Annotated in this window: 14 protein-coding genes; 2 read left to right on the forward strand and 12 right to left on the reverse strand. The window is 64.6% G+C overall.

Annotated elements, in window-relative coordinates:
• Positions 1–11: 11 nt before the first annotated feature.
• From XH87_RS04065 to XH87_RS04095, 7 genes are read right to left on the reverse strand one after another with little or no spacing between them, the layout of a single operon-like run.
• On the reverse strand, positions 12–944 hold the full coding sequence (locus tag XH87_RS04065; RefSeq protein ID WP_271586252.1) for a hypothetical protein: 933 nt from the start codon (positions 942–944) through the stop codon (positions 12–14).
• Positions 941–1,831: a class I SAM-dependent methyltransferase gene (locus XH87_RS04070; RefSeq protein ID WP_271586253.1), complete on the reverse strand. Its 891-nt coding sequence runs from the start codon at positions 1,829–1,831 to the stop codon at positions 941–943. The genes XH87_RS04065 and XH87_RS04070 overlap by 4 nt, the downstream gene beginning before the upstream one ends.
• Positions 1,832–3,355 (reverse strand): lipopolysaccharide biosynthesis protein, encoded by a 1,524-nt coding sequence (locus tag XH87_RS04075; protein ID WP_271586254.1) that lies wholly within the window; start codon positions 3,353–3,355, stop codon positions 1,832–1,834.
• Positions 3,356–3,365: 10 nt separating this feature from the next.
• Complete coding sequence (locus XH87_RS04080) at positions 3,366–4,187, reverse strand: SDR family oxidoreductase (protein ID WP_271586255.1); 822 nt, start codon at positions 4,185–4,187, stop codon at positions 3,366–3,368.
• Between the two features lie 13 nt (positions 4,188–4,200).
• Positions 4,201–4,902 (reverse strand): acylneuraminate cytidylyltransferase family protein, encoded by a 702-nt coding sequence (locus XH87_RS04085; protein ID WP_271586256.1) that lies wholly within the window; start codon positions 4,900–4,902, stop codon positions 4,201–4,203.
• Entirely contained in the window at positions 4,899–5,804 is a 906-nt protein-coding gene (locus XH87_RS04090) for a Gfo/Idh/MocA family protein (protein WP_271586257.1), read from the reverse strand. Before XH87_RS04090 ends, XH87_RS04085 begins: the two co-directional genes overlap by 4 nt.
• Positions 5,801–6,850 carry a nucleotidyltransferase family protein gene (locus tag XH87_RS04095; protein WP_271586258.1) on the reverse strand — a complete coding sequence of 350 codons (1,050 nt, stop codon included), beginning with the start codon at positions 6,848–6,850 and terminating at the stop codon, positions 5,801–5,803. Before XH87_RS04095 ends, XH87_RS04090 begins: the two co-directional genes overlap by 4 nt.
• A 199-nt stretch (positions 6,851–7,049) precedes the next feature.
• Between XH87_RS04095 and XH87_RS04100 the strand changes: the two genes are divergently transcribed.
• Positions 7,050–7,661 carry an acetyltransferase gene (locus XH87_RS04100; protein WP_158671803.1) on the forward strand — a complete coding sequence of 204 codons (612 nt, stop codon included), beginning with the start codon at positions 7,050–7,052 and terminating at the stop codon, positions 7,659–7,661.
• On the opposite strand, the gene neuB is transcribed toward XH87_RS04100, so the two are convergent.
• The 5 genes from neuB to XH87_RS04125 all read right to left on the reverse strand — a co-directional run bounded on the left by neuB (position 7,658) and on the right by XH87_RS04125 (position 13,456).
• Positions 7,658–8,728, reverse strand: a complete 1,071-nt coding sequence (gene neuB / locus XH87_RS04105; protein WP_271586259.1) for an N-acetylneuraminate synthase — start codon at positions 8,726–8,728, stop codon at positions 7,658–7,660. The two genes, XH87_RS04100 and neuB, sit on opposite strands and share 4 nt — an antisense overlap.
• On the reverse strand, positions 8,725–9,903 hold the full coding sequence (gene neuC / locus XH87_RS04110; protein ID WP_271586260.1) for a UDP-N-acetylglucosamine 2-epimerase: 1,179 nt from the start codon (positions 9,901–9,903) through the stop codon (positions 8,725–8,727). Before neuC ends, neuB begins: the two co-directional genes overlap by 4 nt.
• A complete protein-coding gene (locus XH87_RS04115; protein WP_271586261.1) occupies positions 9,896–11,080 on the reverse strand; it encodes a LegC family aminotransferase in 1,185 nt (394 codons plus the stop codon). Before XH87_RS04115 ends, neuC begins: the two co-directional genes overlap by 8 nt.
• A 19-nt stretch (positions 11,081–11,099) precedes the next feature.
• Entirely contained in the window at positions 11,100–12,119 is a 1,020-nt protein-coding gene (locus XH87_RS04120; RefSeq protein WP_035708100.1) for an NAD-dependent 4,6-dehydratase LegB, read from the reverse strand.
• A 140-nt stretch (positions 12,120–12,259) separates the two neighbouring features.
• Complete coding sequence (locus tag XH87_RS04125; RefSeq protein ID WP_035708097.1) at positions 12,260–13,456, reverse strand: HAD-IIIA family hydrolase; 1,197 nt, start codon at positions 13,454–13,456, stop codon at positions 12,260–12,262.
• A gap of 434 nt (positions 13,457–13,890) precedes the next feature.
• Between XH87_RS04125 and XH87_RS04130 the strand changes: the two genes are divergently transcribed.
• Positions 13,891–14,754, forward strand: coding sequence for a hypothetical protein (locus XH87_RS04130; RefSeq protein WP_271586262.1), 864 nt, complete (start codon positions 13,891–13,893; stop codon positions 14,752–14,754).
• Positions 14,755–14,756: the final 2 nt, after the last annotated feature.

Consider the following 14,756-nt stretch of genomic DNA (forward strand, 5'->3'; position numbering starts at 1 on the left):
GCAGGTCCGGCTCACAGGCGCATCGCGGCGCGCTCGACGTCCGTCAGGGCTCCGCTCGCCCGGAAACGGGGGCGCGGTTCGGGATAGATGCGCGGCTGCTGAATGTATGTCGCAGTGTAGAGGAGGCGACTGTGGTCGGACTGGATCCGGCTTCCCATGTGCAGGCAGCGGGCCGTGTTGACGATGAACGACGACAGGCGCGGCGCAACCATCTCCTTGACCGCATCGGGTCCCGTCTTCGCGAACACCTGCGCATCGCTCATGTGGCTCTTCAACGTGTTGCGGAACGGCCTGGAAGGGCCTGCCGGAATGAACGTGAACGGACCGTCGGCGGTGTCGCGAACGTCGGTGAGATAGATGAAGAGCTTGCAGACGCGCTTATCGTCGTGATCGAGATGCCAGAGCTGGGAATAGCTCAGCGCCTGGTTCGGGGTCGGCTGGGACAGCGTCAGCAGCACGTCGGAGAGCTGCGGCAGGTCATGCATGAAATCGCCGATGATGCGCAGTGCCGCCGGCTGCAGCGCATAGCGCACGAAGGGATGGTCGGTCGCGAATGCACCGTTGACGAGATCCTCGTCCAGGAGGCTCACCCAGAAGGACTTGTGACCGAGCTGCTGCTTGTCCGAGAGCTCGTTGAGCCGGCTCACCTTGTTGTCCGCGACCGCCGCAACGGCTTCCGCAAGGCCGCGGTCCATCAGCGTGGATACGTCGACGTAGCCGTCCCGGTCGAGCTTCCGGCTCGCCTCGCTCCATTCCGCCTTCGAAGGAAGCTGATTGAGCAGCCCGACCCGCTTCGCCCGTGCGCCCGGTTGCAGAGTCGTCAGGGCCGCCTTGGTGACCCAGCCGAGATCGGTCCGGTTGATGTGCCACAACAGGCGACGAAACTGGTTGATCTTCTGCTTCTTCGGGGCGGGCCGATCGGGCGTCGCTTCGATGGTTGTCATGTGGGCTCCCAGCAATACAAAAAACCATCATTGTGGATCGTCGGCGCGAACGGCATCCGCTCGCGCGCCAGGATGCGGACGCGGCCCTGTCGCTCGTAGTCGTCCAGGGTCGAGAAGAGCTGCGTCTGGTAATCGACCGAGCGAATGTAGAGGAAGCTGACGATGTCTCGCGGATTGGAGAGATTCAGCAACTCCGTCGTCGGCTCGATGTTGATGACCCGCTTCGGCCTCGCCGCGATGATGTTGTCCACCACCTTGCGCACGTCGTAGGGGATCTGCTCGATGCAGAAATAGGTGAAGACGACCTTGTCCCTGATGGCGGCATAGCTTGGATCGTTGCCGTCGGTCAGGTCTATCCTGTCGAACGAAATCCGGTCCGACAGGCCATAATGCGCGGCGATCTCGCGGCCCGCCGCGACGCCGTTCGGCGCAATGTCGAACCCACGCAGCGTCCATTCGGGATGATTGAGGTGCAGCGCCAGCAGATTGTAGCCGTAGCCTGCGCCGAGCTCGACGATCTCCGTGACGCCACCGGCGTGCCGTGCCAGCAGTTCGCCGAGCGCCTTGGCACGATAGCGGTAGTAGTCGTCGGCCGCGATCCTGCAAATCCGGTTGTCGACCTTGCGCAGACCCAGCTCGGGATTCCTCGGGATCAGGAATTCGCCGACGCTCGTGGCCGTCGTCCAGGTCTTGGCCGACAGCATCCGCTGCCAATGCGAAAGATTGTACTCGGAATTGACGACGTCGGCGGTGCGCTTCACGCGACGCAGCGCGAGCCGTCCGATGCTCCTCGCCGCATCGAGCGCGTAGGTCGCCACCCTGTCCGGCAACGAGGCCGGAGCGAAATCTGCGATAATAGCGTTGCGGACTGTCGCGTGAGTGTTCATTCAAGTGCTTCTGGATGTAAGTCCCATCAGTTGCCCGACCGCTGGAAATACAGTCCGATGCCGCTTCTCGAGCACCAGAAAGTATTGAAGCACCCAAGTCACCAGACAGAAAACCATGGAACCGAGCGCGAGCTTTAGCACGCTGTCGAACCGAATGTAACCTGCAATTGCTGCTAGAGAAATGCTGGCCAGCACCAGGATTGCAAGCTGAGTTCCGATCGCCTTCGCGAAGTGATAGCGGTCGAGTTCGAGTGCATTGCGCAATTCCCGAAGCTGCCAGGGCAGGACGGCGATACCGCCAATGACCTGGCCGAGAATCAGGGCGCGTTCCGCGAACAGATGCAACGTCGCGGCAGCGACTGCCGCCCAGATCAGGAGCTGTACGGCCATCAGCCTGTTGAGCCGGGCCTGCACCTCGGGCCGCGTCAGAAAGATCAAGCTGCCGATTGTCACGTATTGCGCGCAGATCGGAACCAGGAAGCTCACACCCATCCAGAACGCGTAGGGAGCAAGCAGAGGACCAATCCAGAGGTTCATGATCTCGGGCGAGAGGATTGCGCTCGCGGCAAGCGGCGGTACCACGAACATCGGCATCATGATGAGGCCGAGATCGCCGAGGCGCTGGAACGACGCCGCGCTGCCGCGCTCATCGAGGCGGCTGGCGACGGGAAGCAGGGCCGAGGTCAGAAGGCTGACGACGATCTTGGATATCCGCGACAATCGGACCAGCGCGTCGTAGGTCCCGACAGCCTTCGGACCGAACAGCAATCCGATCAGGAACGGCTGAAAGGGGCCGGAAACGCCGCCCATCAGCTTGCCTTGCAGCAGCAGCACGCAACGATGCAGGATATCCTGCCGGACGTCGGGGGTCCACGGCAGCAATCGCACGTGCTTGTGCCGCAGGGCGACGAAGGCGGCAATTCCAATGGCGGCGGCACGGGCCACCAGCGTGGCGAGATAGATGTAGGCGACCACTTCGAAGCCCGCCGCCGCCCACGAGGCCGCGAATGTCAGTCCGACATAGGCCGCCGTCGACGTGACCTCCGCAACGCGCAGGAGGTTGTAGCGCTCGAAGCCTTTGACGATGCCTTCCCACACCAGCGCCGGAACGAAGATCAGGTTCGCCAGGGCCGTGTAGTGCATGATCCGGGTGAACGCCTCCAGATGCGCGGCGTCAACCTTCATCACGATGACGAAAAGCGGCGTCGCGAGCCAGATGGTGGCGCTCAGGATCAGGGTGAGCGCGATGGAGACCACTCCCAGGAAAGCGATCTGGCGGCTGGCCTGCGTCCAATTGCGGTGCTCGCGCGCGCGCGCGACCACCTGGGTGGCGACCTCGGACAGACCGAGGTCCAGCACCGCCATCATGCCGCTGGGAAGCAGCAGGCGCGAGATGACGATGAGGCCGAACTCGGTCACCCCCCAGGTCCCGATGATCAGCGGAATGACCGCGAGGCCCAGCAAGGCGGACACGCCGAAGGCAAACGCCGAAATCACCGTGTTCTGGATCAGGCGCTTGATCATTTGTGGATTGTCACCAGGCGCTCAGGCCGCCATCGACGGCGATGTTCTGCCCGGTCACGTAGGATGCCGCGTCGGACACCAGGAACAGCATCGTTCCGACCATTTCGTCCGCGCGAGCCATGCGGCCGAGCGGGATACGGGCACCATAGCGCGCCTTGAAGGTCTCGTTCTGCCCGCTCTCCACCCCGCCGGGGGTGAGGGTATTGACGCGAACGCCCTTCGCCGCCCAGTAGGTGGCGAGGTGCTTGGTCAGGCCGATGACCCCGGCTTTGGACGCCGTGTAGACCGCGGGCGTGTTGATGGCGCGGCCGAGATATTCGGAGCCTTCGTAGATGCGCTGGTCGGGCGCCATCAGGCCGTAGATCGATGCGGTCTGCACGATGGCGCCGTAGCCGCGCTCGGCCATCCGGCCGCCGAACATCTGCGCGACGGTGAACATGCCGTCGAGATTGACCGACATGATCTCGCGCCAGGTGTCCTGCGAAAAAGTCTCGACGGGTGCAAAGAAGGCGTCCACGTCGCGGGTCTTGCTGGCGGCGTTGTTGAGCAGGATCGAGACCGGTCCGAGGTTCGCCTCGATCGCATCGGCAGCGTTGCGCACCGCGTCAGGACTGGTGATGTCGCAGCCGTAGCCTCTGGCGCGGACGGCATGGCGTGAGGCGATTTCGGCTGCCGCGGCATTGGTTGCGGCCTGATCGAGATCGACGATCGCGACGTTGGCGCCGAACTCGGCAAGCCCCTCGGCAAAGCGACGTCCGAGGATGCCGCACCCGCCGGTGACGACGGCAGTACGCCCGGTCAGATCGAACAGAGCCTTGAAGCTCGTGGTCATCGCTTGCGCCTCCTCAGGCCGGCAGTCGTTGGCGGAGCAACAGTTCCACCAATGCAAAATCGAGATCGGAATCGATGTCGATCGAACGCTCCTCCGGCATTTCGAACAGACGCGTGTCCGGATAGAACACCGCGGGCTGCTCCAGAAACGGCGCAACGCGCCAGACATAGATCGAGGCGTTCATGTCGAAGCAGCGCGGCGCATCCTGCCGGCGCGTGATCGGAGGATCGGCGGATTTGGAGAGGCCGACGCTGCCATCGGCGCGCTGCTCGACCAGGTTGAAATAGGGCGAGCGTCGCGCCGGCGCTCCGGTAATCACATTGCGCGCGCCGCTCTCGCGCAGCAGTGCAACGGCACCGGTGATGTCGGAGGCCAGCCTGAGCGGCGAGGTGACGTCGAGATCGACGAAGATCTCCGGCGTCTTGCCCGTCTGCGCGATGGCCTGCTCGAGACAGTGGCGGATCGCGGGCAGCTTCGGCGCGGTGTCGGTCGCCATCTCGTCCGGGCGCTTGACTGCAATATCGGCGCCGGCCTTCATCGCCGCGCCGAGCAGGGCGTCCGAATCGCTGCTGAAGGCGATCGCATCGAACAGGCCGGTCTCGCGTGCCTGCGCGATGCTCCACGCGAGCACCGGCTTGCCCAGGAGATCGCGCGCGTTCTTGCCGACGACCCCTTTCGAGCCGCCTCGCGCGCAGATGGTGCAGATGAGACTCACGGCGATACCCAGGTCTTGGTGCGCAGCGCGCGCTCGCTGGCGTCGATCAGATGCATGACGCCGAGCGCCTCGGGCAGCGAACAGACCGGGCTGGCGCCATGCATCGCCGCGACATGCATGTCGCGATAGCTCTGATCGCGCTCGCTGGGGATCTGCGTTGCCTTGCCGTTGACCGTGAGACGGCTGCCGACGAGATCGGCCTCGATGGTGTCGTCGTCGACATTGACGCGAATGCGGCGGATGCCCTGGCGGTCGAGATAGTCCATGTGGACGTGCACCGATGGCGCCCGCTGCATATCGAGCAGCAGGTCGAGGTGGTCGTCGACGTCGATGTCGCGAGCGCCGGAGGCGCCGCCGAGCGCCGCGACGCGATGCCATGGGCCGAACAGCCACAAAAGATAGTCCAGTTCATGGCTGAGATCCCGCAGCACGCCGCCCCCAGCATCGGCCGTGGCGGATGCGGTCGCACGGTGATCGCGGCCGGGCCGCCAGTCCCTGATGTCCTGGCCGACATAGGCGCCGACCGTGATCACCTCGCGCCCGCGCAGCCTTTCGGCCAGCGCCGTCATCACGGGGTGAAAGCGCAGGTTGTATCCGACGCTGACATGGAACGGATATTTCGGGGGCGGTGCCGGTGTCGCGAAGAGCGGCTTTTCGACCAGGACTTTGCCATGGAATCCGGTCTGCCCGAGCTCTTGCAGGTTGTCCGCATGGCGCGCCGTCTCGGTGGCGATCACCACGTAGTCCGGATGCGCCGCCGCGACGGCCTGCGCGATCGATCCGTAATCGCCGCCTTCGCGCCGGCTGACCGTCGCGACCCGAAGGCCGAGCTCGCGCAGGACACGCGCATGCCTTGCGCCAATCGAGCCGAGCCCTACCACGACGGCGGTTGTCGTGGTCACGTGAAGACCTCGTGAAACTCTGCGTGCGCCTGTTCGAAATCCTCTAGGCGGCCGATGTCGAGCCAGTATTCGCGAATGGGATAGACCGCGACGCGCCCCTTATCGGCGATCACGCGCTCCAGCACGGTCGGCATGTCGATGCTGATGCCCGGGGCGACATGGCGGAAGACGGAGCTTCCAACTACATAGATGCCGGCACTGACGAACCAGCTCTCGGTCGGCTTCTCGCGAATGGTCTGGAGAAAGCCCTCCGACGTGGAAACCACGCCATAGGGGACGTGCACCTTGTGCTCACGAACGGCCATCGTCGCTTCCGCCGGCGTTCCGTTGTGGAAGTCGAGAAGCGCTCCGTAGTTGATCGTGGTGAGGATGTCGCCGTTGGTGACGATCATCGGCAGATCCGGCGGCGTCGAAAACAGCCCGAGCGCACCGGCGGTACCGAGGCGTTCAGTCTCGTGCACGTACTGGATGTTGGCACCGAAGGCGGCGCCATCGGCGAAGTAGTCCTTGATCGTCTGGGCCTTGTAGTTGACCGAAATGAAGATGTTGCCGAAGCCCTGCTGCACGACGTTGCGGACGATGGTTTCGAGCAGCGGCCGGCCGCCGACATTGAGCATTGGCTTCGGCACCTCGCGCGTCAGCGCGCCCAGGCGCTCACCGAGGCCGCCGGCCATGATCAGCACAGGGTTCGGATAATGAGGCGGTTCGAGCAGCTCATCGAGCGTCTCCACCACGATGAGATGGCCGCCCTCGTCGACAAGCGGGAGCTGCTTGATCGATCTCTGCCGCATCAGCTGCAGGCGATCCTCGCGCGGCAGCGTCGCAGGGGCCGACACTGGCGTCCGGTTCATGACGTCGGTCGCAAGTCCGGTGAGGGGAATGCCGCGCAGCAGCCCGCGCCTGACGTCGCCGTCGGTGACCACACCGAGCAGGCGGTTCTGGTCGTCGAGCACCAGCGCAATCTGGATGCTACCGCTCTCGATCGCGGCAATGGCCTCGCCCACGGTCGCCTGGGTACCGACGACGGCTTTGCGCCAGGATTTCATGGCAATCTGCCTCGTATACGCCAGATATTTGGGGGCGGCCCACGGCTGAGCCTGCTATATCGCGGCTGCGAGAGGCGGCGTCAACCCCGCCAAGGGCCCTGGCGCGGACCTTGTTAATACACGTGTTTTCCGGTCAGGCACCGGCGGTTTGAAGTACCGCAGCCCGGTCGCTAGGATTGGCCTGTGCAGGGGAATCGCGATGGACGATCTGATCATCATCGGCGGCGGCGAGCATGCCTTCATGGTCTATGAGGCCGCTCTCCTGTCGGGCCAGTTCAACGTCGTCGGTTTCCTCGATCGGCAGCCGGGAGCACTGGGCGATGCGCGCTATCTCGGAACCGATGACGTTGCGCCGAACTATCCGGATGCCGCCTTCGTGGTCGGGATCGGAACGATGCAGGCGGGGCCCGCGCGCCGGCAGATGATCGGCCGGCTGCAGCTCAAGCGCTGGGCGTCGGTGATTCATCCGCGCGCGTTCGTCTCGCCGTCGGCGACGATCGGTGCGGGCAGCGTCATCATGCCGGGTGCGATCGTCAATGCACGAAGCATGATCGGCCATCACTGCATCATCAATTCCGGCGCGGTCGTCGAGCACGACGTGCGCGTCGGGCACTGCACGCATCTGTCTCCCGGAACCGTGGTCGGCGGCGGTGCAGAGATCGGCGACAATTGCTTCGTGGGGCTCGGCAGCCGTGTCCGCGATCACATTTCCATCGGCAACGATACGCTGGTGGCGATGGGCTCCGTCGTCACGGGGTCATGGCCGCCGGGGTCCGTGCTGCGCGGGGTTCCTGCAAAGCCTCGTCGCTAAACCGGATCGTCAGGCTCGAGCGCCCGCGGCGCCGCCGTTCCGACCAAGGACCAATAATCGATCGGCGGCCGCCCGGCGCCCGGCCGCTTGGCCGTGATATCGGCCGGGCCGATGATCTCGCCGGCTCTCAGCGCGCGCGCCGCCACGATGCTCTTGCGCGCCACCGGGACGTTCCTGATCTCGGATTCCTTCGGCGTCTTCACGCCGTCGCCGAGCGCGGCCTCGACATTGCGGATGGCGCCGACCATGCGCTTGAAATCGTCCGGCTCGAGTGAGGCCGCGTGGTCGGGACCGGACGCATTGCGATCCAGCGTCAGGTGCTTCTCGACGATGGCCGCGCCGAGCGCGACCGCGGCGACCGAGATCTCGAACCCGTCGGTGTGATCGGAATAACCGACCGGAAGCTGGAACGCCGATCGCATCGTCGCCATCGCGGCGAGGTTCACGTCGGCGACGGGGCAGGGATATTCGGTCGTGCAATGGAGCAGGCTGACGTGCCGCGCCAGCGCAGCGCGTGCCGCCGGATCGCGCCACGCAGCGCGGAACGAGGCGACGCCTGCGGGATCGTTGCGCTGTGCATAGCCATGGGCCAACACGCCGAGCGCTTCCTCGACCTCGCCGAGCGTCGCCATGCCCGTCGACAGGATCAGCATGGCGCCGGCCCTCGCCGCTGCATGCAGCAGCGGCGCATTGGTGAGATCGCCCGAACCGATCTTGATCCGCGGCAGTTTCAGCGACAGGAGGAAGCCGAGCGAGGCATCGTCGAATGGCGTCGACAGGAATTCGATGCCGCGCTCCCTTGCGTGCGCGATCAGCGTATGATGCGCAGCCTGCGGCAGTTCGAGACGCTCCAGCATGGCCAGCTGGCTCTCGCCGGCGTCGGTGGTGCGCTGCTGATAGTCTGCCTTCTTCGCCGCGCCGCCCGCCAATGCCTTCGCATTGAAGGTCTGGAACTTGACGATGTCGGCGCCGGCATCGGCTGCCGCATCGACCAGGGCCAGCGCCTTTTCCAGGCTGCCGTCGTGATTGACGCCGGCTTCCGCGATGATCAGCGTGTGCGTCGTCATGGCCGCGCTCCGCTTGCGGGACGTTCATAAAAGCCCTTGGCCAGAAGCTGCCTGAAATCGGGGATGTCGGCGACAATGTCGGCAAATCGCCGGCTGGATTCGCCGTCGCCGTAGGGGTTGACGGTGGCTTGGCGGCCGCGCTGGAGTCCCGCCGAGATGGCGGCGGCAATCGCGCCACGTTCGGGCGCCGCATGAAACACCGAGGCCGCGCGCTCGCGACCCTTCTGACGGTCGCCGATATCCACCGTGGGAACACCGAAGGAGGGAGCTTCGAGCACGCCGCTCGAGGAATTTCCGATCACCACGTCCGCATGGCTCATCAGGCTGAGATAGCGAAGCTGCCCGAGCGAGGCGACCGCGATCGTGTTCGGCCGGCCGGTCGCGAAGGTCTTGGTCCGCTCGTTCAGCGCGCGCCCCTCGGCATCGGCATTCGCGAGCGTGAAGATGAGCCGGAAGGCGGGATCGAGAGTCGACAGTGCCGCGAACAATTCGTCGAGCTCGGCCACCGAACGCCCGGATTCGACCGTGACGGGGTGAAACGTGATGAGCGCATTGCGTTCGCCGAGCGGCATCCCGAGGGCGCGGCCGATGTCGTCGCGGTTCATCAGATCGAGATGCTTGATGGCGTCGATGCCGACCGAGCCGATGGTGTGAATGCGGGAGGGATGCTCGCCAAGCTGGATCAACCGTTGCGTCGAGCCCTGATTGCTGGTGAAATGCAGATGCGACATCTTGCTGATGGCGTGGCGCGTGGATTCGTCGACCGCGCCTTCGGTGACGTCTCCGCCGAACAGATGCGCCATCGGCAGTCGCATGAACATCGCGGCCTGCGCGGCCGCGAACATCTCGAACCGGTCTCCGAGCACGACCACGAGATCTGGTTGCAACCGCGTGAAGGCGTCGGCAAAGCCGATCACGCCGAGTCCGACCGATTTGGCGACGCCGGCGCCGGTGTCGCTGCTCAGCAGCGTCTCGATGCGCTCGTCGACCTCAAACCCCTGCTCGCGGATGTCGTTGAAGGTGTAGCCGAACTCCGGCGCGAGATGCATGCCGGTTGCGACGAGCTGAAGCGTCAGGCCGGGCGTCTGCCGGATTGCGCGCATCGGCCAGACCAGCAGGCCGAAATCGGCCCGGCCGCCGGTGACGAAGCAGATCTTGCGCGCGCCACTACTCATCGCGGGGCCTGATGCTGGCACTGCTGGGCAGGTTGATCAGCCGGCGTTCGATGGACTCCGCAGCGGAGAGATCGCCGCGCGGGCTTTGCGCGAACATCGGCAAGCGGTGCATCAAGGTCCAGGCCGGGCGCGCACCAAAACCGGCATCGTTCAGCGCGGCCAGCACGTCGTCGCGCCGTTCGGCATGCGCCTCGTCGAGCAGGATCGCATTCAGCCAGTAGTTGCTCGTGGTGTCCTTCGGCTCCCGCGAGAAGTATACCCCCGGAACATGCGCGAACGCGCGATCATAGGCGGCCGCCAGTCGGCGCTTGCTTGCCAGGAAGCCGTCGAGCTGCTCGAGCTGGGCGCAACCAAGCGCCGCGTTCAAGTTCGGCAGACGATAGTTGAAGCCGATCTCGTCGTGGATGAAGGCCCATTTGTGCGGCAATTTTGCCGTCGTCGTCAGGTGCTTGGCGCGGCGCCCCAGCTCCTCGTCATTGGTCAGTATGGCGCCGCCGCCGCCTGTGGTGACGATCTTGTTGCCGTTGAAGCTGAGTGCTGCAAGGCGCGCCTGCGATCCGACCGCGCGACCTTTGTAGGTCGATCCCAGCGATTCCGCCGCGTCTTCAACCAGTGCGATGTTCCAATCGTCTGCAATTGCGGCGATCGCGTCCAAATCGACGGGGTGGCCGAAGGTGTGCATCGGGGCGATCGCCGCGATGCGGCGGCCGGTCTCGCGGTTGATGGTGCCGGTCGCAGTCTTCCGCGCGATCGCATCGAGGCGCGCCGCGAGTGCGCGCGCATCCATGCCGAGCGTTTCGAGCGAGCTGTCGACGAAATGCGGCGTCGCGCCGCAATAGGCGATCGCATTCGTCGTCGCGATGAAGGTCAGCGCCGGCGAGATGACCTCGTCGCCGGGCTCGACGCCGGCGAGCCTGAAGCAGGCATGCAGGGCGGCCGTACCATTGACGACGGCGACCGCGCGTTTGGCGCCGGTGACCTTCTCCAGCATGCGCTCAAACCGATCGACAAAGGGGCCGACCGAGGAGACGAAGGTGCTCTTGATGCACTCTTCGAGGTAGGCGATCTCGTTTCCGGCGAACACCGGTTCGTGCAGCCCGAGGATGCCGTTCGGCGTTCCCACCGCGTGCCGAACGGCGTCGACGATCGTCTCTGGATTGAAGTCTGACCGGGTCACGACATTGTCCACCATCGCCTCAGACATTGTACACGTCGGCCTTGTAGCGGTTGAGGTTTGCAGGATTGGTGAACCAGTTGACAGTCTCGACCATGCCGCGACGCATGCCCTCGACACCGCCGAATTCGGGGCTCCAGCCGAGCTGCTGGCGTGCCTTGGAATTGTCGGCCCAGAGCCGCTCGACCTCGCTGTTGGCGGGGCGCAGGCGCGCCTCGTCGGTCTCGATTTCGATCGTGGTCTCCATGACGTCGGCGATCATCTCGACGGTCGCGCCGACCGAGATCTCGAAGCCGCTGCCGAGATTGATGGTCTGGCCGACGCATTGCTCGGCCGGCGCGGTGAGGCCTGCGATCAGGCCGCGCGCGGTGTCGGTGACGAAGGAGAAGTCGCGCGTCGGACTGACGGCGCCGAGACGGATCTTGCGCTTGCCGGTCGCGATCTGGCTGATGATGGTCGGGATCACCGCGCGCGCCGACTGCCGCGGGCCGAACGTGTTGAACGGGCGGATCACGACGACCGGCATGTCGAACGAGGCGTGGAACGACAGCGCCATCTGGTCGGATGCGATCTTCGAGGCCGAGTAGGGCGATTGGCCAACCAGCGGATGGTTCTCCTTGATCGGGACAATCTGCGCCGTGCCGTAGACCTCGCTGGTCGATGTCTGCACGAAGCGCCGTACGCCAGCCATGCGCGCCGCCTGGAGCACGTTCACGGTGCCCTTCACGTTGGTGTCGACATAGGAGTCGGGCGCGACATAGGAGAAGGGGATCGCGATCAGCGCCGCCAGGTGCAGCACGTCGGTGCAGCCGCTTGCTGCCGCGATCATGAAATGCGGATCGCGGATGTCGCCGGCGACCACCTCCACGGACTTCATGATGTCGGCGGGAACCGTGTCCAGCCAGCCCCAGGAATTGAAGGAGTTGTAGTAGACGATCGCCTTGACGCGGGCCCCGGCCTTCACCAGCTCCTCGACGACGTGCGAACCGATGAAGCCGTCGCTGCCGGTAACGAGGACGCGGGCGTCCCTTAGATCTGCCATGCCGGACCCCAGAAGGCGATTAAGCCAGTGTTCGCAACGAGATGGCGCTATAGCACACTGGCGGTTGCGCGCAACAGAGCAGCGCCAGATAGCTGCCAAATGCCCGGGGATGCAGCAGTTTTTGTGACGCGCGCCGAGGCCTAGCCGACCGGGATGAGGCGCTGTCTCACGAAGCTCTCCAGATTGCCGCCTTCGAACAAATGGCCGGGGAGGCCGGCCGCACGGGCGGCCTCGATGTCGCTCGGCTTGTCGCCGATCACCATGCTGCGCGTCATGTCGACCGGAAAGCGCTGCGCGAGATCGGCGATCATGCCCGGTGCGGGCTTGCGCCGGTCGCTCGTGCGGCAATAGCGCGCCACGGTTCCGTCGGGGTGATCGGGGCAATATTCGAATGCGTCGACATGCGCTCCGATCAGCGCCATCTGGCCCGCCATCCAGCGGTGCAGCGCGACCACGTGATGCTCCTCGTAATAGCCGCGTGCGACGCCGGATTGATTGGTGATGACGAAGGCAAAATAGCCGGCATCGTTCACGGCCTTCACGGCCTCGCGTGCGCCCTCGATCCATTCGAGCTTGTGCGACTCGAAAGTGTATCCTGAATCATGGTTGAGCACGCCGTCCCGATCGAAAAACACGGCCGGCCGCCGCAGCTTGTCCCGCAATTCGCGGTCGGCGCGCGCAAAGTCGTCGGGAATGCCGATGTCGATGAAGTAACCGCGATAGGCCGTGCCGCGCAGGGCGCCGGACTTGGCCAGGCCAGGGAAGACGTCCTGCTCGAGCGAGGCGGGAAGCTTTGTGATGTCGGCAAGAACGGACTTGTCGATGACGTAGATGCCGGCATTGACCGGTCCCGTGGCACCCGCACCCGGGGCGATGAAGTCACGGACCATGTCACCGTCGAGGACGACGCGCCCGTAGCGATCCCCGACCACGCCGTCACGCAATGCCATGTGGACACGCCCGCCTTGCGCGCGAGCGATCAGGTCGAGCAGGTTGAAGTCGAACAGCGAATCTCCGTTGAGCAGCAGGAAACGATCGTGCAGCAGATCGCGCGCGTTCACGAGCGCGCCGCCGGTGCCGAGCGGCTCGAGCTCGCGTGACACGATTATTCGCGCGCCCTCCCTCGCGGCCTCGGCGTAGTGCGTCTCGACGATCTCCGCCTTGTGGCCCGCAAGCAGGAGAATCTCATCGAACACGCCGTAGCGCACGAGCTCGTCGAGCAGCGTGTCGAGAAACGGCCGCCCGCCGACCTCGAGCATCGGCTTCGGCACGGTCTTGGTGCGTTCGCCGAGGCGGGTGCCGAGTCCCCCGACGAGGACGACAGCCTGCCTCAACATGAAGGCTCTCCCCCTCGGAACCTCAGTCGAAGGTGTGCAGCAAGTGTCTGTCTCAAGGTTCTGGCTTCTCGTTGGATTGAGCTGTGGCGGCCGGATCTTCGCCCAGCGTCGGTCGATCTTGGATAAGGCCTGGAGGACGCAACACCGAGAGACAAAGACCCCGCACCAACGCCTGTCAATGGCGTGCTGCTCGCCGCGACGGGAACTGTCGTGCGCTCTGTTTACGCGTAGCGACGCCCGGAAGCAACGAGCAAGGGAGACGTCGTGGAGCCTCTTGTTGAATGAAGCGGCCGGCGGAGGGCAGCGGGCCGTCATGCGATGATCGTTGATCGAGAGCCTTTTGCTATGGGCCGATTGATCAACCATAGATAGCTCAGTATGATGATGATTGGTTCCCCAGACATGTTGTGGGGGGTGCCGGGGACAAGAATCACATGCCGATGGCCGAGCGTACGCCGCGAGCTCCACTGCAGCTCGCGAGATGGTTCCATGTTGCTGCCATAGCAGTGCGGACACATTGGGTACTTTCGCTCGTGATCGGGGCGATCCTGTTGGCTGCTCTTGGTTCCCTTGCCGTCGGGCGGAAGGTGGAATCCTGGACCGCGACCTCGACGATCGCGATTGGTACAGTGCCCACTCTTGACGGGATTCGCGGGCTCGCTGGGGCGGCGGTTGAACCCCTGGAGAGTACCCGTGACCTGGTGACGCGAATCGGAGCGGTCCAATTTCAAAACACTGTTCTGGCCGATGCTCGCAAGGCGCTTCCCGATTCGCGAGGGGCGTTCGCCGGAGCTTCGTTGCGCGGGGTCGTTGTTGGCGATTCGTCGATCCGTCTGGAGGCGAGTTCCGCGTCGAAGGAGGAGGCGTTGACCCTGCTTCGACAGGCTGTCTCTGCGATCCAGGCAGTACACCAGAGATTGTTCGAGCCGAGAATGGAGTTGTTGCATTCGGTGCTCGCGCGCCTGCAGGACGCGAAAGTGCTGCTCGACGATGCGTTGAAGAAGAGCAAGACGGACTTCACGCCGGCTCGGCCGGACGGGATTGCCACCGGGCCTGCCTTCGTGGAGAGCCCAGGGACTTCCGTGGAAATGATGCTCAACGTCGATACGCGCATCGCTCTACTGGCTTATCTCGAACGCACTGCGAGGATGACGGGTCCACAGGATGGCTCGTCTCCCGTCGTGGAAGGGCCGAGGGAAATCAATCTCGTGCAAAGAGCCATCCTCGCGGGCTTGGGCATCCTTTTTTTCGTCAGCCTGTTGACTTTCTTCCTGAGGCGGCCGGCCCGTCTCGGCTAGGA

The organism is Bradyrhizobium sp. CCBAU 53415 (genome assembly GCF_028128735.1).
In the GTDB taxonomy this organism is placed as follows: Bacteria; Pseudomonadota; Alphaproteobacteria; order Rhizobiales; family Xanthobacteraceae; genus Bradyrhizobium.